The sequence below is a fragment of the Pseudoalteromonas holothuriae genome, from assembly GCF_945859825.1.
GTDB lineage: Bacteria > Pseudomonadota > Gammaproteobacteria > Enterobacterales > Alteromonadaceae > Pseudoalteromonas > Pseudoalteromonas holothuriae.
Window position 1 is genome coordinate 43,609 of sequence record NZ_CAMAPC010000001.1, and the last position, 25,141, is coordinate 68,749.

Annotated in this window: 20 protein-coding genes; 7 read left to right on the forward strand and 13 right to left on the reverse strand. The window is 40.3% G+C overall.

Annotated elements, in window-relative coordinates:
- Positions 1-149: 149 nt before the first annotated feature.
- The 7 genes from katG to OCI93_RS00210 form a co-directional block, all read right to left on the reverse strand.
- Positions 150-2,375, reverse strand: coding sequence for a catalase/peroxidase HPI (gene katG, locus OCI93_RS00180; protein ID WP_410007608.1), 2,226 nt, complete (start codon positions 2,373-2,375; stop codon positions 150-152).
- A gap of 233 nt (positions 2,376-2,608) precedes the next feature.
- The gene (locus OCI93_RS00185) at positions 2,609-3,961 is read right to left on the reverse strand and encodes a S41 family peptidase (RefSeq protein ID WP_261625522.1); all 1,353 of its coding nucleotides are present in this window, start codon (positions 3,959-3,961) and stop codon (positions 2,609-2,611) included.
- A 268-nt stretch (positions 3,962-4,229) separates the two neighbouring features.
- Entirely contained in the window at positions 4,230-5,081 is an 852-nt protein-coding gene (locus tag OCI93_RS00190; RefSeq protein WP_261625523.1) for a GNAT family N-acetyltransferase, read from the reverse strand.
- A gap of 88 nt (positions 5,082-5,169) precedes the next feature.
- A complete protein-coding gene (locus OCI93_RS00195; protein ID WP_261625524.1) occupies positions 5,170-6,438 on the reverse strand; it encodes an ATP-binding protein in 1,269 nt (422 codons plus the stop codon).
- Positions 6,438-7,133: a response regulator gene (locus OCI93_RS00200; RefSeq protein WP_261625525.1), complete on the reverse strand. Its 696-nt coding sequence runs from the start codon at positions 7,131-7,133 to the stop codon at positions 6,438-6,440. The genes OCI93_RS00195 and OCI93_RS00200 overlap by 1 nt, the downstream gene beginning before the upstream one ends.
- 7 nt (positions 7,134-7,140) lie before the next feature.
- A complete protein-coding gene (locus OCI93_RS00205) occupies positions 7,141-7,539 on the reverse strand; it encodes a DUF3019 domain-containing protein (protein ID WP_261625526.1) in 399 nt (132 codons plus the stop codon).
- 8 nt (positions 7,540-7,547) lie between these two features.
- The gene (locus OCI93_RS00210; RefSeq protein ID WP_261625527.1) at positions 7,548-8,378 is read right to left on the reverse strand and encodes a MipA/OmpV family protein; all 831 of its coding nucleotides are present in this window, start codon (positions 8,376-8,378) and stop codon (positions 7,548-7,550) included.
- Positions 8,379-8,636: 258 nt separating this feature from the next.
- On the opposite strand from OCI93_RS00210, the gene OCI93_RS00215 reads away from it, so the two are divergent.
- Complete coding sequence (locus OCI93_RS00215) at positions 8,637-9,800, forward strand: serine hydrolase domain-containing protein (RefSeq protein WP_261592543.1); 1,164 nt, start codon at positions 8,637-8,639, stop codon at positions 9,798-9,800.
- 292 nt (positions 9,801-10,092) lie between these two features.
- Positions 10,093-10,749, forward strand: coding sequence for an alpha/beta hydrolase (locus tag OCI93_RS00220; protein WP_261625528.1), 657 nt, complete (start codon positions 10,093-10,095; stop codon positions 10,747-10,749).
- Positions 10,750-10,779: 30 nt separating this feature from the next.
- Here the strand turns inward: OCI93_RS00220 and OCI93_RS00225 are convergent, their stop codons facing one another.
- Positions 10,780-12,081, reverse strand: coding sequence for a sensor histidine kinase (locus OCI93_RS00225; RefSeq protein WP_261625529.1), 1,302 nt, complete (start codon positions 12,079-12,081; stop codon positions 10,780-10,782).
- On the reverse strand, positions 12,074-13,447 hold the full coding sequence (locus OCI93_RS00230) for a sigma-54-dependent transcriptional regulator (RefSeq protein WP_261592540.1): 1,374 nt from the start codon (positions 13,445-13,447) through the stop codon (positions 12,074-12,076). Before OCI93_RS00230 ends, OCI93_RS00225 begins: the two co-directional genes overlap by 8 nt.
- 177 nt (positions 13,448-13,624) lie before the next feature.
- Here OCI93_RS00230 and OCI93_RS00235 point away from each other — a divergent pair, with 177 nt between their 5' ends.
- From OCI93_RS00235 to OCI93_RS00245, 3 genes are read left to right on the forward strand one after another with little or no spacing between them, the layout of a single operon-like run.
- Positions 13,625-14,872 carry an efflux RND transporter periplasmic adaptor subunit gene (locus OCI93_RS00235; protein WP_261592539.1) on the forward strand — a complete coding sequence of 416 codons (1,248 nt, stop codon included), beginning with the start codon at positions 13,625-13,627 and terminating at the stop codon, positions 14,870-14,872.
- 12 nt (positions 14,873-14,884) lie between these two features.
- Entirely contained in the window at positions 14,885-15,574 is a 690-nt protein-coding gene (locus OCI93_RS00240) for an ABC transporter ATP-binding protein (protein WP_261592538.1), read from the forward strand.
- A complete protein-coding gene (locus OCI93_RS00245) occupies positions 15,567-17,984 on the forward strand; it encodes an ABC transporter permease (protein ID WP_261625530.1) in 2,418 nt (805 codons plus the stop codon). Before OCI93_RS00240 ends, OCI93_RS00245 begins: the two co-directional genes overlap by 8 nt.
- A gap of 501 nt (positions 17,985-18,485) precedes the next feature.
- Here the strand turns inward: OCI93_RS00245 and OCI93_RS00250 are convergent.
- Positions 18,486-18,965, reverse strand: a complete 480-nt coding sequence (locus OCI93_RS00250) for an acyltransferase family protein (protein ID WP_410007605.1) — start codon at positions 18,963-18,965, stop codon at positions 18,486-18,488.
- 42 nt (positions 18,966-19,007) lie between these two features.
- Here OCI93_RS00250 and OCI93_RS00255 point away from each other — a divergent pair, with 42 nt between their 5' ends.
- Positions 19,008-19,307, forward strand: coding sequence for a hypothetical protein (locus tag OCI93_RS00255; RefSeq protein ID WP_261625532.1), 300 nt, complete (start codon positions 19,008-19,010; stop codon positions 19,305-19,307).
- 195 nt (positions 19,308-19,502) lie between these two features.
- On the opposite strand, the gene OCI93_RS00260 is transcribed toward OCI93_RS00255, so the two are convergent.
- Positions 19,503-20,417, reverse strand: coding sequence for an alpha/beta fold hydrolase (locus OCI93_RS00260; RefSeq protein WP_261592535.1), 915 nt, complete (start codon positions 20,415-20,417; stop codon positions 19,503-19,505).
- 267 nt (positions 20,418-20,684) lie between these two features.
- Here OCI93_RS00260 and arfA point away from each other — a divergent pair, with 267 nt between their 5' ends.
- Positions 20,685-20,864 (forward strand): ribosome alternative rescue factor ArfA, encoded by a 180-nt coding sequence (gene arfA, locus OCI93_RS00265; protein ID WP_261592534.1) that lies wholly within the window; start codon positions 20,685-20,687, stop codon positions 20,862-20,864.
- 47 nt (positions 20,865-20,911) lie between these two features.
- Here the strand turns inward: arfA and OCI93_RS00270 are convergent, their stop codons facing one another.
- Together OCI93_RS00270 and OCI93_RS00275 are read right to left on the reverse strand one after the other, a co-directional pair.
- Positions 20,912-23,989, reverse strand: a complete 3,078-nt coding sequence (locus OCI93_RS00270) for an efflux RND transporter permease subunit (RefSeq protein ID WP_261625533.1) — start codon at positions 23,987-23,989, stop codon at positions 20,912-20,914.
- Positions 23,986-25,071: an efflux RND transporter periplasmic adaptor subunit gene (locus OCI93_RS00275; protein ID WP_261592532.1), complete on the reverse strand. Its 1,086-nt coding sequence runs from the start codon at positions 25,069-25,071 to the stop codon at positions 23,986-23,988. The genes OCI93_RS00270 and OCI93_RS00275 overlap by 4 nt, the downstream gene beginning before the upstream one ends.
- Positions 25,072-25,141: the final 70 nt, after the last annotated feature.

Here is a 25,141-nt window from a genome sequence, read left to right on the forward strand (position 1 = left end):
TGGGTTTAGGGGGGGAGTCGGTGGATTCAAAGTGGCACATTTATACCCTGTGGTATATTTGTCATCCTGACGAAGGTCAGGAGCTGATTTTTGACCACCTCAGAAGGTAGCTCACGTTCAAAGTTGAATATGAGCTACCTAAAGTAAGGTTATCTATCTAAGTTCATTACCTTGGTCCAAGCTTTTACAAAGTCCTCAACAAACTTTTGTTTAGAGGTATCGAAGGCATATACTTCAGCTATGGCGCGTAACTCGGAGTTTGACCCAAATATTAAATCGACAGAGGTTGCAGTCCATTTTTGCTCGTTACTTTGGCGGTCAAAACCCTGATAAACGCCCGCTTCTTGTGACTTTCTCCAAACGGTTGACATATCAAGTAAATTAACAAAAAAATCGTTAGTTAGTGTGCCAGGGTTATCTGTTAATACGCCATGTTTAGTTGCTTGATAATTGGCATCTAGCACACGCATACCACCAATCAGCACGGTCATTTCTGGCACGCTTAAATTGAGCTGATCTGCTTTATCAACAAGCATTTCTGTTGGTGTTTTATAGCTAGCTCCTTCATCAAAGTAATTTCTAAACGCATCAGCTTTGAGTTCAAGTAAGCTAAAAGCATTGATGTCAGTTTGTGCTTGTGTTGCATCGCCACGACCGGGTATAAATGGCACTGACACGGTATAACCAGCTTCTTTAGCCGCTTGTTCAATCGCTGCGCTGGCACCGAGTACAATCAGATCGGCTAACGAAATATGGCTTTTATTGAAAAAGCCGTTGTTAAAGTCTGTTTGAATATCCTTCAGTACCTCCAATACTTTAGCTGTTTCCTGCGGGTTATTGACTGCCCAGCTTTTTTGAGGTGCCAGAGCAATACGGGCACCATTTGCACCGCCACGCATATCTGAATTACGGTAACTGGCAGCTGAGCCCCACGCCACTCGAACAAGTTCTGAAACATTTACATTTGAATTTAAAATTTGCTTTTTGAGCGCATTGATTTCATCACCATCTAACTTAGAAGTGGTTGTTTCATCAATAGGGTCTTGCCAAATTAAGGTTTCTTTTGGTACTTCATCGCCTAAAAAGTTGCGTGCAGGCCCCATATCTCTATGTGTTAACTTGTACCACGCTTTTGCAAATGCTAATCGGTATTCTTGCGGGTCAGCCAAAAAACGCTCGGCAATTTTTCGATACTCAGGGTCGAATTTTAACGCTAAATCAGCCGTGGTCATGACGGGGGGGTTAAATTTACCTTCAATGTGCGCGTCAGGTACCGCTTTGTGTAAAGACCCATCTGTTGGAATCCACTGAATCGCACCTGCTGGGCTGCGAGTTTGTTGCCATTCAAAGTTTAATAAGTTACTTAGGTACAAAGAAGTCCATTTGGTAGGCGCTTGTGTCCAAGCACCTTCTAAGCCGCTTGTTACGGTATCCTCAGAGTGACCTTTGCCACATTTATTTTTCCAGCCTAAACCTTGCTCCTCAATTGCTGCAGCGCCAGGCTCTTTGCCAACACAATCTGCAGGTTTGTGCGCCCCATGCATTTTACCAAAGGTATGGCCCCCTGCAATCAAGGCCAGTGTTTCTTCATCATTCATTGCCATACGAGAGAAAGCTACACGGATATTTTTAGCAGAGCCGAGTGGGTCTGGTTTACCTTTAGGCCCTTCAGGATTGACGTAAATCAATCCCATATGCGTTGCGCCTAATGGGCGCTGAAGTTTGCCATCGCGGTTTTCTCTATCGCTGGCGAGCATTTCAACTTCGGGGCCCCAGTAAACCAAATCAGGCTCCCAGTCATCGGCGCGACCACCAGCAAAACCATAGGTTTGAAAACCCATATTTTCTAATGCTACGTTACCTGCGAGCACCATCAGGTCGGCCCAAGAAAGTGCTTCCCCGTACTTTTGTTTTACAGGCCATAACAAGCGGCGTGCTTTATCTAGATTACCGTTGTCAGGCCAGCTATTGAGAGGGTCAAAGCGCTGCTGGCCTCCGCCGGCACCACCGCGACCATCAAGCGTACGATATGTGCCTGCGCTGTGCCATGTCATACGAATAAAAAACGGTCCATAATTGCCAAAGTCAGCTGGCCACCAATCTTGTGATTGAGTAAGTAAGGCATCAATATCCTTTTTTACATCACTGAGGTTTAAGGTTTTGAATGCTTTGGCATAATCAAAGTTTTCACCATATGGGTTGGAGCGCGCATCATGGTCTCGTAACGGAGCAAGATCAAGTTGTTCGGGCCACCAAAAGGTATTAGGCTTTGCCTGTCCTACTTGCGTAACACCGTTACCCATTGCGCCTTTAGGTTTGCTCATTTGAGCTTGTTCATGGTTATGTGCAAATGCGTGGCTTGATATAAATAGCATACCTATGGTACTAACTAGGGCGCTTTTGCGCGATAGCTTTTTATTCATGTTAATTTCCTTTAAATTACATTATCCCTGCAAACTCGCAGTTATTTTGTGTTGAAAAGAGTATAGGAAAAAGTGGCTATTTTATGAGTGAATTAAAACGATTGCCTTAATCGAAAAACTTGATGTGGTGTTTTTTGGGGAAAATGTGCCGCAACTATGGCGGTGCGACACTCATAATTGCAGGCTTATAAAAGTGCTTTAATGTTATTGTTGATCTTTGCTGCTGAGAGGCTTATGTCTGGCTGTACAGGGGTTACTTGTAGCTCTGCACTTGGGCGTGTAATCAAAAAACGCGGAGAAACCATTTGCAGCTGACTATGTATTAAATGCTTAAATTGAATACCACCACTTTGTGTGCTTCGCCCACCTGTTTGGGTGCCAATTAGCTGTGCAAAGTTATAATCTTGCACTGTATTGGCAAATACAATAGATGATGAATAGGTACCGGTACCAATTAACACAGACGTTTTTCCATGATAAAAGTTTGCTAAGTTCTTTTCAGGTTGTATTAGATTGGTTTTTTCGCCTCGCTCAATATTACCAACAATTTGTCCCGGATCTCGATATTTTAATAAAATTTTTGAACGGTAGTGTGAAAAGTGGCGATAAGGTTTATTGGCAATATACTTTAAAATACCAGCCATCCACATATCGTCATTACCTCCTCCATTGTAACGAATGTCGATGATTAAATGGTCAATGTTCTTTGTTTTTATTTCACTAAAAACGTCATCCATATAGGCAAGGTACTGTTTAAAGTCATGCCAAGAAAAGGTATTTACTTGCAATAAAGCAGTGTTGTCACGATATGTAATGTTAAATGCATCCGAAAAAGACTTTTCAGCGAGACTTGTTGATATTGCAGCTTTTGCATCTAGGGTTATGCGGTGTGTTTGATTATTATGAGCAAGTTCAATATTGAAAGATGGCTCAGGGCCAAACGTCATATAAAATAAACGATGAAACTGATTTTGTAGTACACGTCTGCGAAAGGCAAGAGTATCACCATGGGTATTCTTAAGTAGCTTCTTTAAAATAGCGGCCGCATTTTGGCCATTAATAGACTTAATTTTAGCGCCTTTATATTGACTATCTTGTTCACCTAAGTCGCGTGCAACATACATACCATCTTCAGTAACATTTATTTCAAGTGGAAATAATACAACGCCTTGTTTTATCCACTCACGCCATTGTGATGATGACCCATGGCCGACTTTAATATGCCCATCTGCCAATATTGAGTTAAGCGGTGCCATTTTTTGCCATAAAGCAATCGCAGTCACTGGTTCTTCAATGCTATTTTTAATGCGACTTACTTTACTGTAGAACCCATCTATATCTTTAACACTGTGAGATAAATCTGGATGGGTTTGATGTAACCAGTTAAACCATTGATCAATATCAGCTTGAGCTTGCTTAACTGTTAGGGTGTGTTGTAGCGGTTGGACTAATGGCTCTGTTGCCAATGTCTCAATGGGACCAAACATACAAAGGCATAACATAAAAAGCTGTGCGTAAGTGTTAGAGATAAGCTGCATAGATAACCTGCGGTTGTTCATGATTGTATTTGTTAAGACGCAAGCCTAAGTTTTAAGGTTTAAAGCAGTATGTTTTTTCTTACATATAGCAAATATTAAGTCATTGGTTTTTGTTATATCAACATAAAAATTTGATATTTTATTGCGATTGAAGAGGTTGCCTTTAGGTGGTGCAGATTTGAAAAGTGAGTGTTCGTTCGTAAGGGCAGAGATATACATCAAATGATGAGCTTAAAGCTTTGTACTGCTAAATTTACGGGGTAGAAAATTAGCCAATTTCAAATGAGGTGATACCGTAAACTTTGCTAAGCTGCATATCTGGGCGAGGGCCTGTGTACATTCTTGCCGTTTCAAATGAAGGAGCCATATTGTAACGCTGAGCTAAATCAATAGCTGCTTTATTAACCTCGGGAACATCAAGGTAGATAAATTCGGCAGTACCGACACTCGCGCTTAAAGCCAAAAATAACGATTCAGCCAGTAGTGCTTCATCTGCTACCAAAGGGCCTATTTTATAACCTTGTCGACATGGACGAATAACGCCGTAGCCGGCAAGTTTATCATTGCGCATAATACCCAATGCATTACTTTGAGGTTGGTTTATCCAATGCTTTAAAAAGTCATCTCGCTTTGCTGGGAAAAAAGGCTGTTCATACGCACAAAGCACTTCAAACGGAATGTTTGCGAGTTGGACTATATTTGGAGTCTTAGGCGCTTTAGAGCCACCACGCCCTTCAAAACGAATATTGCTGTAGGCAAATTGAAAGCCAGACTTTTTATAGTTTTCTTGTTGTTCGAGCACGCCATCTAATGCAATGTTACAGCCTTTGAGGTAGCTAAGACCAGCTTGCCAAATTTGCCAACCATAGCCTTGGCCGCGATACTCAGGTTTAACAATATAAAAACCTAAAAAGCCAAAATATAGGGTGTATTTAACCACTGAGATAGAGGCAATAGGCTCATCGTCAAGGTAGCCTATTAAAAAGCCATTAGGGTCGGCGCAGTAGTAGCTCTGTGCGTCATAGAGCCCCGGATTCCAGCCTTCTTTAGCTGCCCACTCTATAGCAATATTCAATTCACTTTTAGTCATTTTCTTGATTGAAAATTGTTTATTGGCCATGGTGCTTCCTAGGTTATTTTAATTAAGATAGTGTAGCGATATATAAAATATAGAGATAGTCGATTACAGCTTTTTACTTGATAAAAGCTTATCTATTATGCGCTTTAAACTGAATAATAAACTTGGCACCTCCAAGTGCTTCACAGCGGTCAACGCTTATACTTGCATCTAGCCAAGCTGCAACACGAGCCACAAATGCGAGCCCAACGCCATAACCTGAGTGATGCTGTTTATCTAAGCGCACAAAGGGTTTAAATATTTTCTCATGCTCGCTCGGTTTAATTCCTTTTCCGTCATCGCTGACTATCAGTTGTATGGAGTCTGTTTTGCAGAGGATAGAGATAGAAGCTTGAGTATCACAATACTTAAATGCATTGCTGACAAGGTTGCTGATGCACATGCCTAAATAGTGCCTATCAGCACTTATTATGGCTCTTTGATTTGAATAGTGAATTTGCAGGCGCGAGTCGTTGAGGTTGCTACATTGATCTTTGACTATCTGATTAAGATCAACAGGCTCTTTTTTTAAGTTATCTAAAGTGTATTGCAAGCGAGCAAAGGATAACAATTGATTGAGTAAATCTTCCATCGTATCTAAATTGGCATTTACCCGTTGTTCGTATTTTAAACGCAAGGCTTCGTCATTAGTTTCTATTAAGGTATCTAAGCCCATACGCACACGGGCAAGCGGGGTGCGCAACTCGTGCGAAAGACCACTGGCCAGTAGTTTTATATCGCCAACCAGCGTTTCTATCGTAGCAGCCATGGTATTAAAGTTTGTTTCTAGTTCTTTTAGATACCAAATAGAACCAACGCTCACCCTTTGCTGCAAATTCCCTGAGCCTAAGTGTGTTGTTGCAACACTGAGCTTGCGCAATCGCATCACAAAAGGGGCGATAAACAGCAAAATTAGCATCATTAGTGCAGCGTAAAAACTCATTGTCATAAGTATGTTAGTTGATTCATCAAGCGGCTCTTTCGTGGTACTTGTCAACAATATTTGGTCGTGTGCTAACAAGGTATAAGCTTGCAATTGTTTATTAGTTTCAAAAACCAGTACAGGCTGTGTTTTTAGTTTTAATAACAGTGGTTTAGGTAGCGGGTAGTCAGCCAGTTTATGTATGGCGAACTCGTACTCAGGTAACTGCAGCAGCGTTTGCTGCAAAAAAAAATGCTGCTGATTTGGTGCTAGTTGTTGTAGTGCAATTTGCGCGAGTAGCGCTTGATTGGCAATGACTTGCTGTTGATTTATCTCTTTTTTTTGTTGTGATTGTTCGTTTAGCGTATCAAATAATTTGCCTAGCCCAATACTACCAAACAGCGTTAGTATGATAAGCGCAACTACAAAGCGCCACATTACCATACCTCACTGACGAGCAAGTAACCTTTACCCCAAATGGTTTTGATTTTATAAGGTTCCGCGCCACTGTCGCCTAGTTTTTTACGTAGCCTTGAAATGCGCAAATCAATAGAGCGATCAAAGCCATCATATTCAAAACCTCGTAGTGCCTGAGTGAGCTCTTCACGCGTGACAACTTGTCCTGCCTTAGTCGCTAGCAGTAACAGCGCATCAAATTCATTGCTGGACAAATTGATGATTTTATCGTCTAAACTGACCTTGCGATTTGCTTGATTGAGTGCCAGCGCACCGAGTTGAATAACTGATTGGTTTGGTGATGTAAGTTGGGGCGTATTTCTGCGTAGTAGTGCCTTAATTCGGGTTTCTAATAACCTGCCGCGTACTGGCTTTGTTAGGTAGTCATCAGCCCCCATTTCAAGGCCTAATATTTCGTCTATTTCTTCATCACGTGCAGTTAGCATTAAAATTGGCACATTGGAATATTGGCGTAGTTGCTTACATACTTCTAAACCATCTAATGTAGGTAGCATACCGTCGAGGATCACAAGTTCCACATCGCTATTTTTAAGCGCATCGAGAGCTTTTTGTCCATCATGGTACATCACTACTTGATATTGCTTGGCACTGAGGTATTCATAAATCCACTGTGCAAGCTCTAAATCATCTTCAACTAACGCCAATTTTGTCATCATGTACCTTTTAAAACATTCGCCATTTTACTGCTTTATTAACGCGCCTTTTGTATAACCAAGCATACTTTATCGTGACTTGTTGCAACATTATTTGGTTTTGCTCAAGGCGGATTTGAGTTGGCTCATTCATTATAAATTCTTGATTTAATGTGCCTTGGTTTTTATTGTGCCAGCACTGTAGCCGCTGAGTATTTGCATATAAGCAGTAATTACCAGTTATATTAGCCTGCCAATTAATGGTTAGGTCAATATAACAATCTTGCCCTTGTTCTAACGTGGTGCATTGTTTTGGTGACACACTAAGTTGTTGGTTTGGCTCATTTGCTGCGTGAGTATTACTGTGGCTCAATATTGCGATGCAAACTAAGCCAGCTTTTATAGTTGTATGTGTGATTAAGGTCATCATTTTACTCCTTAAAACACGTAACTGAGCGACAGACCAACATGACTTCCGTAATCTTTTCTGTCTGTGTTGCGCTGCAAAATGAACTGAGTATAAGGGCTATCAATAATCGAGTTGGTGTATTTGGTATATGAAATATTACCTTCTAGTAGCCAATCTTCTAGTAGCGGCTTACTAAAACCAAATTTAGTAATTAAATTAGCGCCACCTTTAGCGTTATAAGTCGTAAAATTTTGAGCGTTTTGCGGTACGCCATAATAGTAATCTAGCATTTTTTCACTGCGGTACTGGGCCCCCACAGAGCCGAAAAAACGCCAATTCTTATACTGCCAATCTTTGGCAAGCGACAGTGAGGCATAGCTGCCACCAGAATTATCTTTATTTTTAGTTGCGGGTGCTAAAACAGCTTGTACTTGTATGCCAGCCACTTCGCCTGATGCTCTAAGGCCTAAATAACTGGTGCTGCGCTTTTCAAAACTATCGGCGCCGGCATAAAAATTTAAGTCGCCATGGGCAGTTGACACCATAAGGTCAAACTCCCAATTGGGCGTATTAAACAGGTTATACCCAGCACTGAAGCTTGCATTAAATTTATTGGAGTGTCCGGGGTGCTCTACAAACAGCCCATTTTCAAAGTAGTATGCCGCGTTAATGTGAGCATGCAAGTAGGTTTTGTGATCTTTGTATATGCCACCTTGATAAAAGCTCGATAATCCTACGGTTAAAAATCCGCCCGCCTCGCGCTTTTTGAAAAAGTCATAATCGGTCTCAGGCTCAGCTTTGGCATAAGCCGACATGTTGCATATTGAGCACATTAATAATGAGAGTAATTTAATTTTCATTTTTAATATCTTGTTGTTAGTTGATTTGATTTTACCCTAACGGTTTTTTATTTTGGCGGTGGTACGAAGATTTAACAGAACGTATCAAAGTGTATCGTATCATAGTATCAACCAGTGAAATATCCGCTTTAATACTGATAAGGGGTACTGAACGATACACTATGATACAAATCAATGATGCGTGTTACAGCGTGTCGAAATTATTCGCTGTAGAGTTTTCATCAATGAATTAAATAACATAACTAACAAGGAATTATGATGAAAACAACACTAGGTTTAATAACTAAGGTAACTATAGTTTGTGCAACACTTACGATAACTGGCTGTGGTTCAAATAGCGCTAAGCACAATAATGTCGTCAAAAGTGTAATTGATGTGGCCGCAACTGAGTTTGACTATCAGCAATTACTTAACGATACCGTGAAAAATAACGTACCCGGCGTGGTACTTTATATCCAATCTCCAACCGTTGAGTTTTATGGTGCAGCAGGATTGGCAGATATAAACACACAAACAATGATGCAAATTGATGCGCGTATTCCAAATGGCAGTGCCGGAAAAAAGCTCACAGCTTTACTTGCGGCTATGTTACACGAAGAAGGCCGTTTTGACTTAGATGCGCCTATTTCCCAGTATTTACCAACCTCAATATTATCGAAAATCCAGTACAGCCAGCTGATGACCACTCGCCAATTACTCTCTCATACCAGTGGTGTGTTTGATTATCTAGCGGATAACGACGGTGAGTTTTATCAAGCAGTACAGCAACAACCTAATAAGCTAATTACAGATAGTTTTGCGCTGCACTATGCGTTAGATAAGCCCGCACATTTCAGTCCAGGCAGTGATTGGCGATATTCTAATACAGGTTATATTTTGGCTGGTTTGATTTTAAATAGCGTACTGGGTGAACATCATTCAAAGGCGCTACGCGATTATGTGCTTGACCCTCTAGGGCTAACGAGTATGAGCTATGGAGGAATTGAAAAAGCGCATGCAGAAATCGTATCTGGTTACTTTTTGTTAGATGATAAATTAGAAAACACCCAATCGTTTTATAGCAATATAGGCGTAGCGGATGCGCCAGTTGTGGGTGATGCTAGGGATATGGCTGAGTTATTAAGGCACATTGTTGAAAGCGAGCAGATAAATGAGTCGTTAAGACAGTTGTTAATTGGTGATGCTAATTTAAACAAGACAGGTCAAGTTAATCAACGTTATGGCATGGGGATTTTTGTAGAACGTTATGATGATCAAGTTGTTTATTACCATGGTGGCGACGAGTTGGGTTATGCAACCAGAGACTACTATTTCCCTAAAACTCAAACGGCCATCACGATGTTGTTTAATTGTAATGGTTATCGTACTTGTGAAGTTGATATTGATAATATGCGAGATACTGTGCTTAAGCAGTTTTTATAATAATCATTCGTATAATGCAGTACGCTTAGCTGTGTACTGTATCTCGGTAGTAAGGTGTTGTTATTAATTACTTTTATGTGATAAGTTGCAAGGCTGAATATGCAATCTTAGCCTTGCAACTATATAAAAAATGAATAAGTAAATTTATTGGCTAGTAACTGCAAGCAAAGCTCTCCAAGCCAGTCAGAAATAGCTTTTTGATAACTGCTACGCAAGGGTTGTACTGGGTATATAAAAAAGCGAACAACGAATAAAACAACAACGGATCACAGTCATGAATAGCAAAGCACTAATGAGCGGTTTATTGTGCACTTTAATCTCATTTAACACTTTAGCAGGCAAAGTACTCGATGCACCGCCAGAGTCAGTTTCGGCAACAGATAAGTTTGTATTTTACTCTCATGGTTATATTGTCGAAGGGGATAACCCAAAACCTGTGAATACTAAACAGGGCTGGGGTGTATATGACTTTCCAGCTATTAAACAGGCTTTATCAGATGACAGTTACACTCTAATAGCCCATCACCGAGCTAAAAATACCGACCCTTTCGATTATGCTTATAAACTTAATCAGCAAGTACGTACATTGGTTGCAAAAGGTGTAGAGCCAAAAAACATTGCGTTAGTGGGTTTTTCACGTGGTGCCTTTATTACAGGGCTTACCTCAGATAAATTATCAGATTTGGCTATTAATACGGTTATTTTGGCTGGCTGTGGTCGATTAGTCTGGAAAAAACATACTGATGTAAAAGTGTATGGCCATGTATTATCTGTATATGAAAAGTCAGATGACTCAAAAAGCTGTAGCAAACTTGATGAGAAAAGCAGGCAAACGCGCTCATTCACTGAAATACAAATTAACACTGGCCTGTCGCACGGGGCATTTTACCGACCAATAAAAGAGTGGGTTGACCCAGTAAAACAGTGGATAAAAACCCGTTTTAAGTAGCGTGGTGAGCGAGCACTTGAGCACCTAAATTTATAGCACCATAGTAAAAGATGTACCTGCTTCTGGCGTTGAAGCAACTTTAAGGCGACCCTTATGGTGATGAATAATTTGTTGGCTTAGCGCAAGGCCAATACCAGAGCCGGAAGGTTTTGTTGTGAAAAATGGTACGAATATTTTATCTAAGGCATTAGGGTCAATACCCTTGCCATTATCGTGGATACAAATCTCGCATTTAGCATAACGATTTACCTGTGCAGATAGCGTCACTTGCTTAGCATTACCATTGTCTTCAGCGAGCGCATCTTTGGCGTTGGTCAGCAAATTAAGCAGTACTTGCTCTAACATTTTTTTATCTGCATTAATGCTTAATGTTGGCGGTTCAACGTTACAACGTAGTGTGATATTTGCTTGCTCAAAATCATTTTTCATCAAACTGATGACGTCATCAATGAGTGTTTGCACTTTTACATTGGATATGTCTAGTTGCGGAATATGCGTAAGTTTACGATAGCTTTCAATAAATCCTAATAATGATTTACTGCGAACACCGATGGCTTGCAAACTTTGCAAATAATCACTGACAAGCTCCGGGTTATCAATGCTTTGACTTAGTTGCTGCTCTGTCATGGTGATCAAAGTGTTAGATAGAGAATAAATAGGGGCTACGGAGTTGCCAATTTCATGTGTCAGTACGCGAATAAGTTTTTGCCATGAGTCTATTTGGGTACTTTCAATTTGCTCAGAAATTGGTGTACACAACCATAAATCAAACTGATTATCTTGATAGGTAAAGTTAAAGTATTTAAACAGCAACTCGTTTGAGGTGCTATTTGCAGACTTGGTTTGTTCAAGTATTGAGTGCTGTTTGAGTAACTCACAAAGACCCGTAAGATGGCGAATATTGAGTAAGCGCTTGGCGCTATTGTTGCAAACCAGTAGTTGGTCGTTATTTTTAGCTAAAATAACGCCTGTATCAATGTGCTGTAGCATGCTTTCAAATACGGCAATTTGTTCTGTTTGTTCACGTTTATCAGCCTGTGCTTGTTGGATAAGTTCGTTACATAACGCAATCATGTGCTTATCTAATGTATGTTGAGCACTGATTCGAAAACTACTGTCTCGATATTTTAAGGCACTCATTATCTCATTAAACTGCTGCTGCTGTCGTTTAAATAGATTAGTGGTACAGCGTATAAACACCAACGCGGTAGCAACAGCAAGCAGGCTTAGTAACAGCATATGACTATGGAGCAAACCTAAAGCGCCTATAGTTGCAAAGCTTACAGCTGCTAACAAGTAGCCAGTCATAATGAATGCGTTATTGTTAAACACCGAATTTCTCCATTTTGCGGTATAGAGACGCTCGGGTAATACCTAACGCTTTGGCAGCGTGGCTAATGTTACCTTTAAAATCTTTAATTGCCCGCTCTATCGTGTGCTGTTCAAGTTCAGCTAGGTTGTAAGTGTTAGGTGTTTTTTGCATAGATTGAATTTGAGTACTTTTGTTAGATAGCTGAAATTGCAACTGCGCTGACTCTGACAAAATAACAGCTCGCTCTGCTAAATGTTGTAACTCACGAATATTACCAGGCCATGGATAATCAATGAGTGATTGCATGGTCTTATCATCAACAAACTTATTGCCCAATTTATACTTTTCGCTGTAAAGCTTGGTGTAAAACTCCACCAGTAGCGGGATGTCGTGAAGGCGTTCTCTAAGAGGGGGTAAAGTGATTTCGACTGTGTTGATCCTATAGAGTAAATCTTGGCGAAAGTTACCTGATTGCACCATATCGTACAAATTGACGTTGGTTGCTGTAATTAAACGTATATCAATATCAATTTGTTTAGACCCACCTACAGGTGTGATCATCGTATTTTGAATTGCAGTGAGCAGTTTGCCTTGTAACGCTAAAGGAATGTTGGCAATTTCATCTAAAAATAACGTGCCATCGTCAGCCAGTTCAAAGCGGCCTTGTTTGTTTTCTTTTGCGTCAGTAAAGGCACCTTTAACATGACCGAACAGTTCACTTTCAAACAGTGAGCTGGCTATGGTGCCCATATCTACAGATAAAAAAGTTTGCTTAGCACGCAAGGATTGTTTGTGCAGCTCTCGGGCAATGAGTTCTTTACCTGTGCCACTTTCACCTAAAACTAGCACATTAGCATCTGTTTTGGCTGCTTTTTCTATGGTTTGAAAAACGTCTTCCATGGCAGGGCTTGCCGCAATCAGGTTTTCAAATGGTTTATTCTGCGCGGCCAGTGTCAGCTGAGCAATTTGATTAAGCTTTTTATTTGTTTGTCGTTGTGTATTTAGTTCAACGCAATTGGCAACGGTAGCCAGTAGTTTTTCGTTTTGCCATGGCTTTAATACAAAGTCACTGGCTCCTTGTTTGATTGCGTCAACCGCCATCGACATGTCGCCAAATGCGGTAAAAAGTACCACAACGGCATCTTCGTCGATGGTTTTAATCTGTTTCAACCAGTAAAAGCCTTCTGCACCAGATGTTGAATCTCGGGTAAAATTCATATCCAGTAGAATGAGTGCAAATTTCTGTTTGGCCATGGTATTGGCAATATCGTGAGGGTTATCGAGTGTCATTACTTTTTTATAATGTGGTTTTAATAGCATGCGAGTTGCAACGAGTATTTCTTTATTGTCATCAACTACGAGAATTGCTTTTTCACTGATAGCCATAGTATGCCTTTGGTATTCAAACTGTACGATATCGTACACTAAGTGTTTTATTCTTTTACACTTATTTTCAGTGTACGTTACGTGAAAATTTATAAGTTTATGTTTTTATTGCATTTTGTTTTTTGGCACGTTACTTGTCTCTAATTAAGCATATTTTGGTTTTAAAAGTGACACGTTATGGATAAGCAAAAAGTAAAAAAACGCACCTTCAAAGTTTGGTGGTTAACAGTACCTGTTATTGCTGTGGTGTATTTAGCATTAAGTGGCGCGGCTAGTAGTAGTATGGGTACATACAACTTAGCAAAAGATAAAGTGAAAATAGGTGAGGTGAGCAAAGGTCAATTTCATGATCTGATCCCAATCAGAGGTAACATCACACCTAGCAAGTCGGTGTATTTAGATGCGATTGAAGGCGGCCGAGTTGAGCAACGTTTTGTTGAAGAAGGGGCCATGGTTAAAAAGGGTGATAAACTGCTGCTACTGAGTAACACAGCACTACAACTTGATGTGATCTCTCGTGAGGCGCAAATTTCGGAACAGTTAAACAACTTACATAACACCCGACTAGCCATTGATCAAAACCGTTTGAATTTACAACGTAACTTATTGGAGCTAGATCATCAGATCAAGCAAAGTGAACGTCGTTTAGCTCAACTTAATCGCCTTGGCAGTGGTAATTTAGTCTCAAAAAATGAGCTGCAAGCAACGATAGATGAAACTAAATATTTAAAAGGTCGTCGCAAGCTGGTTATGGAGCAACAAAGTCAAGATGAGCGTATTCGTACTGTTCAAATTGCACAACTAGAAGACAGCGTGGCTCAGCTAAATAAAAACCTAAGTTTTGCTCGCAAGAATTTAGAAAATCTAATCATCAGAGCACCTATTGACGGTCAGTTAACTGCGTTAAATGCAGAGCTGGGAGAATCTAAAGCTCGAGGCGCTCGTTTAGGACAGGTTGATATTGTCAATCAATACAAGGTAACCGCTTATATTGATGAATTTTACTTGGGGAGAGTGCTTGCAGGGCAATCCGCAAAAGTGACGCATTTAGGGCAAGATTATAGTTTGAAACTATCTAAAGTATACGCGCAAGTGAACAATGGCCGCTTTGAAGTTGACCTGAATTTTGAATCGCAATTACCAAAGGGCTTGCGTCGTGGGCAGAGCTTACAACTTGAGTTGTATTTAGCTGATGCACAACCTGCCATGTTGCTACCCAATGGGGGTTTTTATCAAGATACTGCAGGTAAATGGGTGTTTGTGCTTGAACAGGGCAGTAATACCGCAGTAAAGAAATTTGTCTCGCTGGGCCAAAGAAATAATACAGCAATTGTGGTCATCAATGGGCTGTCTGAAGGTGACCGCGTGATCACCTCAAGTTATGGCAGTTTTAAAGATATGCAAGCAATTACGCTCACCAATTAATAGGAAACTCTGATGTTAAAATTAAAAAAAATAAGCAAAGTATTTAGCACTGAACTTGTTGAAACATATGCACTAGATTCAGTTTCATTAACCGTTGAACGCGGTGAGTTTGTGGCGATTATGGGTCAATCAGGGTCAGGTAAGTCGACTTTACTTAATATCATAGGTTTATTAGATGAAATTGATGATGGTCAGTATACCTTTGATGGCACCGATGTGAGCCACCTAAAAGAGAGTAAATTAGCCGATCTGCGCAAAGATAATATTGGTTTTATTTTTCAAAGTTTTAATCTAATAAATGAGTTAACTGTATTTGAGAATGTGGAATTACCACTTATTTATCAGGGTCTTAGTAAAGGGCAGCGTGAGCAAAGCGTGCAGCAGATTTTAGAAAAAGTAAACATTGCACACCGTAAAGACCATTATCCGCAACAGCTCTCTGGTGGCCAGCAACAGAGGGTGGCAATTGGGCGTGCCATAGTGGCACAGCCAAAAATGCTTTTGGCTGATGAACCGACGGGCAACCTAGACTCAAAAAATGGCGAAGAGGTCATGCGCTTGCTTGCTAAGTTAAATGAAGAAGGGGTTACCATTGTAATGGTGACTCACTCGGATCACCATGCTAACTATGCACACCGTACCATTAACGTGTTAGACGGTCATATTGTATCTCAACATATGCAGGATGTGCGTTATGCTTAAAAACTTTTTTATCATTGCTTATCGCAGCCTATTTACACAAAAGCTGTATTCAATCATTAATATTCTTGGCTTGGCGATAGGTTTAGCTACTTGTATAACCATGGTGGTTTTTGTTGAGTCTGAGCTTGGTTACGATGAATTAATCCAAGATCATGAACGTATTTATCGTGCATCAGTAGACTTTACGCCGCCAAACTCACCAGCACAGCACTTTGCCCAGGCTCAGGTTTATAACGCTGAACGATTTAAAGCGTATTTTTCCGAAGTAGAAGAAACAACACGTTTAAGAGCTATTAACTTACCCTTGGGTCACGGGCGAGACTTATTTATTAATGAGGGGGTGATGCTTGCAGATGCCAATGCTATTGAGTTTTTCTCATTAGAGGTAATTAAAGGCAATAGCAAAGCGCTCAACATGCCAAATTCAATCGTACTGAGTGAATCTTCTGCACTTATGTACTTTGCAACGACAGATGTCATTGGCCAAACCTTGCAATTGGCAAACCGTATTACATTAAAAGTGACTGCAGTAGTAAAAGACTTACCTAAGCGCACACACCTTAATATTTCTGCTTTGGTGAGTATGGCAACGGCCAATGAATTTTTTGGTGATACGCAATGGCAGCAGGACCAAAGCTTTAATTACTTTACTTATTTAAAATTGGCTCAAGGTGCTTCCGGTGAAGCACTAGAGGCTAAGATCCCCACTTATTTAGAAGATCACGTTAAGCGCGGTGCCAGTGATATGATGACCTTTAAGCTGATGCCTATAACCGATATCTATCTGCATTCACATAGATACGGTGAAATGAAAGACAATGGTGATATTAGCACGGTGTATTCATTTACGATTATCTCTGCACTTATTTTGTTAATTGCGAGTGTGAATTTTATGAATTTATCGACGGCGTCTGCCGCTAAACGCGCAAAAGAAGTTGGGGTTCGCAAGACCTTAGGGGCTAAAAAACATCACCTGATTGCTCAGTTTATTACTGAAGCTGTACTACTTAGTTATATTGCTTTGTTTATTGCGCTAGCGCTTGTTCAGGCTAGCTTGCCCTTATTTGCTGAGTTTATTGGTAAAACGCTTGAATTTAATTTTTATTATGATGTATCAGTACTCGCTATGTTACTCATTTTAGGCTTGTTTGTAGGGGTGGTTTCTGGGTCTTATCCGGCATTTTATTTGAGCAGCTTTAAACCTGTTAAAGTATTAAAAGGTGAAGTTACGCAAGGTAAATCAGGTATTTTACTTAGGAAGTTGCTGGTGGTACTACAATTTAGTGTGGCAGTAATTTTGATTATCGCCACACTCGTGGCGAGTAATCAGCTAAGCTATGCGCGCAGTATTGAACAGGGCTATGACAGAGAACAAACCATTGTGCTACAAAGGCTTTATACCGATGAGGCAAGCCTGCAACGAAGCGCCCTAAAAACCCAATTGTTGACACACCCTAACATTGTAAATGTCTCTGCTAGTTCAGCTTTTCCTACCGGCTCGATAGTGGATGCATATGGTATGACACACCCGCAAACAAATACATTTCAGACAATGCCAGTATTAGCTGTAGATGAAGATTACTTTACGGGTTATCAAATACGCTTTCTAAGTGGTCGAGGGTTTAGTCGAGATTTCCCTGCTGATGAACTAGTCATGCCAAGTGAAGAACAATCTAATTTTAGTGTGGTTCTTAATAAAAAGGCTGCTGATTCTTTGGGTTACACGCCACAAGAGGCGATAGGTAAACAGTTCAAAGCACATTTGACTCAAGGCAGTCTAAGTATCGTAACGATTGTGGGTGTGACACAAGATTACTATTTTTCATCATTAAAAAGTGCAATCCGTCCAATTTACCATTTATTACAACGTGAAAGAGGGAATACGTTGTCGATTAAGTATCACGGTGACACAGCGTTGGTGCGGGAGTTTATTGAAACAACTTGGGCTGCACTTATTCCTGGACAGCCTATCGAGTTGTCGCATTTGGAAGATAGGTTTGAGCAACTTTATCAGCAAGAAGATAAAGAGCTGACGGTGTTTAATTTGTTTGCCATGTTAGCCATTTTTATTGCTTGCTTAGGGTTATTTGGACTCGCGTCATTTACAACGCAGCGTCGTACTAAAGAAATTGGCATTCGTAAAGTGCTGGGCGCGAGTGTTTGGGATATCGCCTTGCTCATTAATAAAGAATTTTCAAAGCAAGTGCTGATTGCCAATGTATTAGCATGGCCTTTAGCCTATTACATAATGCAGCAATGGCTTGCCAGTTTTGTATATCGTATTGAATTGACGATTATTCCATTTTTAATAGCAGCAGGGCTGGCTTTTGCAATTGCATGGCTCACAGTGGGTTCTTTATCCGCATTTGCTGCTAAAGCCCGCCCTGTTGAGTCATTAAAATATGAATGATGTATGACTTAGCAATTTAGCATGCCCTACTGTGGGCTTGCTAAATTGGTTACTTGTTTCTTAGATGGCTTGTATGCTTTGTTTTGCACACCAAATAGCATACGCAGAGTGCTATTTTGTTTGCTCAACTTATATCCTAAATAGCATCCACTTACCGTGAGAATTAACAACAATAATGCTTCAAATGCAGGATGAATGACAAAGGGTTTTAACCTCCAAGCAAACACCACAATGAGTGTTTGATGCAGTATGTAGCACGGTAAAATTGCGCGATTTGCATATTGTATGAGTGTACTGGGGTTGTTTAGGTAATAACCTGCATAACCCACAACTGCTAAAATTCATAACCAATGGTTGGCGCTATGTCTTAATGCACAAAGCAACTTACGCTGAGCTTAGTTTCATAAAGGCTTGCCAGCGCCGTCCATACATTATGTCTATCGGCAATAATAAAAACATAACAAACGACAGCAAAGGCTAGTAGTAAGCGACGCTGTTTAATCACGTTTTGCCACCAGTTTTTTGTATAGCAAAGATATAGCCGGTTAAGAATACTAAAAAATACTTACCATGATTGTACCAATCATTTATTAAGTCATGGGTGCTTGGATGAGCTGCACCGAGTAGCCACCAAATGGTTATCAACGTACACATACAAATGAATATCATCAGTACCAAGGGAATACGCTTTAGCCAAGTAGTGGCCAAAAATATGGTTAATGGGCGGCGAAAAATAATCACAAAAATGCAGTAAACCCAAAGGTAAGGTAAAAACCACAGGTGATTCCAAGTTAATAACCCTATTACAGAGTGATGCTCACTTAATAAAAAAGTTGTAGGGTTAATATACTCAATCCAAAACGACCAAAAGTCGGTTTCAATAAGGTTTTGACTCAGTGCCTCTATATAAACTTGTGGGCTTACAATCACAAACATGCCAAATAACAAAGGAATGAATAGCCGCTGGCTTTTTAATTGCACTAATTTATAGTGATAAACGGTGGAATAGAGGGATGAGTATCAGTGAATTGGCAACAAGTGGATAACAGTAAAATACTGTTAAGCTACTTGGCCGCTGGGCTATATCTTTTTATTAATAACACCATTAATGCGCTGTCGGTTTGGAGCGAGCATACACGAGATGCAAAACCGAGTATTGCACTTTGGGAACCGTTTGTTTGGGAATACACCAGTGCATTGGGTGCACTTTTACTTTTGCCTTTGTTATTTATGTTCTTTAAGCGTTTTGCACTGCGCTTTGAGAAAATTAATCAACAGCTTGTAGTACATCTGTTTGGTAGTCTGTTATTTGCCAAGTGGTGATGGCGAAATCACCCTAAAATCAGGAAAAAAACTCAGCCTTTCAAGGCGCTATAAAGACGCATTTAAGCAGAGCTTAAGTTAACAAGGGTTGCTGCAAAGATTAACATGTCTCGATTTTTTAAGTAGTTGATTATTTTGGCTTCAGTGTAGTTAATGTCACCTGTGTACTAGTTATACGTCAACTGGGTTATCTATCTATTTTTTCTTAAGTCTTTTTTGCTCCGCTTTTTTGATGTGTTTGCTCACCCATTTAGTGAGTTTCTTCATTAATTCAGGCGGAAAATCATGTCCCATTCCGGGCACCACTTTGAACTTGGCTTTGTGAATTTGTTGTGCGGTTTTTTGACCAGCAGCTAGGGGAATAATTGGGTCAGCTAAACCATGTATTACTAATGTGGGTGCTTTTATTTTACCAAGTAAGTGCTCTTTTGATTGGCTATTGGTCAGTGCAATAAGTTGGCGTTTAAAGCCATTAGGTGTGTGCGCACGAGATACGCTTAGTCTTGCTTGTTGTTTGAGTATCTGTTCATCTTGAGGATAACCTGGGCTGCCTATCAGTTGGTTAAGCTTAACTAAATAATCAATGGCAGCTTCTTGGCTTTTCGCCGCAGGCTTAAGGCGCATTAATTTAAAGAGCAAGCCGACGTTTGATCGCGACAGTGCAGGTGCTGAACTTGATGACATAATAGAAGTTAGGCTGAGCACCTTCTTTTTATATTTTGCTGCAAGCAGTTGGGCTATCATGCCACCCATTGAAGCGCCGACTAAGTGTGCTTTTTTTACTTTTAATGCCCTCATTAACTCAAGTACATCTAAGCACATATCCTCAAGGGTGTAAGGCACTGAGCTTGAGATTGGCAAGCGCCTGCTCAGCCATGCTTTTATGAGGCTTGGGCGTCCGCAGTGTTCAAGTTGTGATGAAAGCCCCGTATCTCTATTATCAAAGCGAATGACTCGAAAACCATTACTTACCAGACCATAATAAAAAGCGTCAGGCCATACCGTCATTTGTGCCCCCAAGCCCATGATTAAAATTACCGTTGGTGCATCGCAGGGCCCTTCATCTTGATAATTAATAGTTATACCGTGGCTAGTTGCAATGCTGGGCATAATAAAACTCAATAATTGAAAAAGTTAGCGTGATGTAGAGTCAGTATAGCCAGTGGGATATGTAAGTTTTATAACATTATATTAGAGCACTCAGTGTAAACTGGTTTATTAGTTAAGTAATACTTTTTAATTCTTTGTTTTAAAAGTGCTTTTTGATTTTAAAAAATACTGAGGAAATGGATGAAAAATACTTGCATACTGTCTTATTACAGCCAATAATCAGCATCGCGCCATAGGCGTTATATTCTTACACTTTAGGAGCTTATCATGAGTAAAAAACTGCCCGCGCATGCACATCATCGCGGCGAGATAAAAGACAATGCACTAAAAGCATTGGTAACGAGTACGCTATTTAAGGCAAAAGTTGAAAAAGCCAAAAAAGGTAAAGGTAGCTTTAAGCGTAACGCAAAACATAAAGGCCAAGAGCCTTACCTTAAGGCAGCATAAGCGCGCTTTAAGATAAGGCTTTTTGACTGACCGCTGACAAAGTGCAGTTATGCGGTCACGGTTAGTTGTATTGCTTTTGTTTTAGGCTCAAATAAGGGCAAAGAGAGTAGTGCGGCCATAAAACTTAAACTAAACAACGCGCTAAATGTCATACCACCAATAATCACAGCGGCAAGACCACGATATATTTCAGCACCTTCCCCAGGGCTTAGCATTAGTGGTAGCATGCCGAATATACTAGTGCCTGTACTCATATATATCGCACGTTTTCTGGCACTCACTGCATTTAAAATAGCGACTTGTTGGCTGTCACCTTGTGTCAAATTATCTTGAAATTTATTGGCTAGTAAAATGGCATTATTGATAACTAACCCCATTAAAATAATAAAGCCAATTAATGTGATCATATCTAAGTTTTGGATACTGAATAGGTTTAGTAATTGTAAGCACAGCATACCACCAGCTAGCGCTAAAGGCATACTAGCAATCACGGCAAATGTGAGCTTCCAAGAGCTCAGCGCAAGCCACAATAAAAACACCAGAATAACCATCGACAAGCTGAACATATTTAAAAATTCATTTAAGAATTGAGACAGATTATCTGCGCTACCCCTTACTTTTATAGATAATGCACTGAACTCTGTGGTTTGCTGTAACGTTTGTACATACTCGCTTACTTGTGTATAAAACTCAGCAACGGTTTGTCCTTCAGGTGGGGATAAGTTAAGAGTTATGCTTGTTTGTTGATTGACACGCAACAAGCTCGATGGCGCAAGTGTAAATGTTGCATCGACGAGTTCAGATAAAGGGATAAGGCCGAAGTTAGGAATGACAACTTGCGTTGCTAACATGTGCTCTAAATCTTGGTTTTGCTGTGATTTTAAATAAAATGGCAGATTCTCCCCTCCACTGGCAAACTGCCCTAAATAAACCCCTTGGCTGAGCAACTGTAGTTGCTGTGTTAAAAAGCCATTATTAATACCATAGCGGACAAGCTGCTCGTATTTTGGCGTGAAGGCAATGCGAGCTGTTTGATTATTTAGCTCAGTCTGTGATGCAATATTGGCATCTGGAAACTGTGTTTGTAGCTTCTTAAGTAACGATTTTCCTTGCGCTTGTAATACCTCAAGAGCAGCACCTTGTAAATCGAGTTGTGTTTGACGGTTATTAGGTAAGGCAAAGCTCAATAAATTACCTTGATTGATAAATGTACGGGTGCCCGCTATATCGTGAGTCAGCTTGGTTGATATCCAATGCTTAAATACCTGGTAATCCCAATCCTCAGGCGGGTAGAAATATAATAAGCAACCACTTGGAAAACAAAACATGCCAGTTACATCATAATTTGGGGCATCGGGGTTTGTTTTTTGTGCTGCAATTCTATCTAAAATAGGCATAGCGATATGTTTTTCTACCGCATGTGCAGAGAGTGGGTCGGAATAACTAATATAGGCTAGTGCCACTTTGCTCTTTGGTGCAGGTAAGACATCTAACGGTGGGCTTGCAAAATAAGCACAAAGTAAAGCCACTGGTATGCCCAATATTAATGTTGTTACTTTTAGGCTTATATTTCTGGTGCTTAAAGTAAGCAATCGAGTGCCGCGCTCAGCTGATTTGACTAATTTTAGGGTTGGTTTAATAAGTACATAACGAGCCAGTACGGGGATCAGTATTAAAGCAACGAGGAGTGATGCAAATAACGCGCTGGAAATTGTAAAAGCAAGGTCTTCAAATAGCTGTGCCTCAGGGCCAGATATCATCAAAATAGGCACGAATATGATGATGCTAGACAGGGTAGAAGATAAAATAGCGCCTTTAACTTCTCCGACCGCTGATGCAATATTAGTTACCACAGATTCATTCGGCGCTTGTTGAATTTTGTGTTCAATGCGCTCTACTACGACAATGGCTGCATCTAATAGTAGTCCTACCGACAGTGCCATTGCTGCGAGTGAAATTACATTGAGGCTATAGTCGAATGTAAACATCGCAAGCAAAACGCTAGCAAGACATACTGGGATACTGACAAAGACGAAGCTCACTGTTTTTAGGTTACGAAAGAAGTAAAATAAAATAGCGGTAGAGAGAAGCACGCCAATTAACAGCGCAATATAAACTTGTTCTATGGCACTGTGAATGGCTTTGGAGTCATCTCTACTAAGGGCTAACGTCATGCTGTGTGTACTTAAAGGCCCTTGGTTAAGCGTCTTTATGGTAGATTTTATTTTGCTCACAGTCGCCAGCGCGTTCACATCGTTACTTGGGTTTAAACGAAAGTAAAATGCTCGATTACCGTGCATTGACGAGAATCCCCAATCTTGTTCAACACGAAGGGTCACCGTTGCAACATCTTGTAAGCGAACTATGTGTGATTCGGTGCTATAAATTGCCAGATTACTAAGTGCATTTTGGTTAAGTTGACCTTCAAAATGCAGTTCATATTCGCGATCACCAAGTTTTAGTGTACTGCCTGATCTGTCGGCCAATAAACGCAGAGGTGCACTTAATGTTGACAGGGGGATTTGCAATTGTGCCAGTTTATTCATATCAACTTCAATATCAATTCGTTGACCAATCGGGTTGCTGGCCGTAGCAATACTTGCTACGCCATCAATTTTGATAAGCGCAGGATAGACAATGTTTTTGAAGGTATCAATATATGCTTGTTTAGACGTTGGCTGTTGTGAATACAGCATGGCTGTCGCCATTGTTACGCCTGCGCCGTTAGCCTGATTGAGCACAAAAGGCGGCGCAACGTTCGCGGGCCAATTTGGAACTTGAGAAATACTTGTGAGCGTTTGCATATAAGCTTCATTCATATCAGTATTGGCTTTAAATACCAGTCGAGTTGAAGCTGTACTGTTGGATATATTGCTTTCTATTAGAGTGTTATTTGAAAGTCCTGATAAAGTGTTTTCTAATGGTGCGATTAACGTTTGTTCTATTTCTTGAGCACTCTTACCTGGCCAGTTTGTGAACACTAATATTTCAGGTCTATCTATTGGAGGAAGCAAGGCATTAGGTAGTTTAGTGCCAGCAAGGGCACCGATAATACAGACTAAAACGGCTATCGCGAGAACAATAGGGGTTAATTTATTTTGGTGCTGAATTACTTGCAGAGTCATTTTTTCTCCCCCGAAATGACGGTGTTAGCTAAGTCATTAAGTATTTTGACTTCCCCTTGGTCTGCAAGGTTATTTTGTCCTAAGGTGACAACTCGGTCAGTTTCAGTTAGTGTCGCTTGCACTAAAAAAGTGCGCCCTAAGTTTTTGATAATACTTACGGAAGTTTTGTGGGCTTTTAATAGCTCATCGATTTGCCATACATAGTTCTGATTTTGGGCAAGCACCACGCTCTCAGCAGGCACAACACTAAGATTTTTGGCGGCAGTTCGCATGGTAACAGTTAATCGCTGACCCAATCGAAAGTGTGTCAGTGTGTGCTGTGAATTAGAAAAATAGAGGTTAAGCATTTGATTGGTTTTATCAATATCAGCACTGGTTCGTATGAGCGATAATGCATCACCAGAAGGTAATAAAAACTCGCTATGGGCCAGAGGGTTTTGCTTGGATAACAGGCTATGTGGCAGTTCACAGGTTAGCTCTTTATCACGCTGTGAAATAAACTCAGCAATAGGTGCTCCGTTGGCAATAAATTCACCCGGATCTGCAAGGGTACTCAATACGTAACCATCAGTAGGTGCAAAGTGTTTTAGGTTATCTAAGCGTTGTTTGAGCTCTTGTATTTGGTAATCTAGGCTTAAGTAATTTAATTTTGCTGTGTCACGTTGTAAAGCTAGCAGGTTGAGTTGTGAGGCTGACACATGTTCTTTGTTTAATTTTGATAAGCGAGCAAATTCTTGCGTTGCATGTTCCATTGTAAGCTTTTCGATTTGCCGAGTTTTTTGTAGTTGTTGATGCTGAAAATCTAGATATGTTTTATCTTGTGAGGCAATTAACTCTCCTCGTTTTACCAAACTACCAGCGGGTAAAATAAAAGTGATCTTTGCCTCTACATCACTGGATAATTTGGTTGCAAAAGGGATAGAGACATTACAGTTAAGGGTATACTCTAAGCCGCTAGACCAAGCTTGTACCGGTTTGACTTTAACTAAAGGTACTGAGCTTGCTCTACAAAAGATTGGCATTAATGCACATAACAAAGATATTAATAGCGCGATAAGATAATTAAGTCGTGAGGTGTTCATACAGATTTCCATAATAATGAGCGTATTTGGAGAATCTGTCACTTTTCTTTATGATTGGCCATGGACCGTT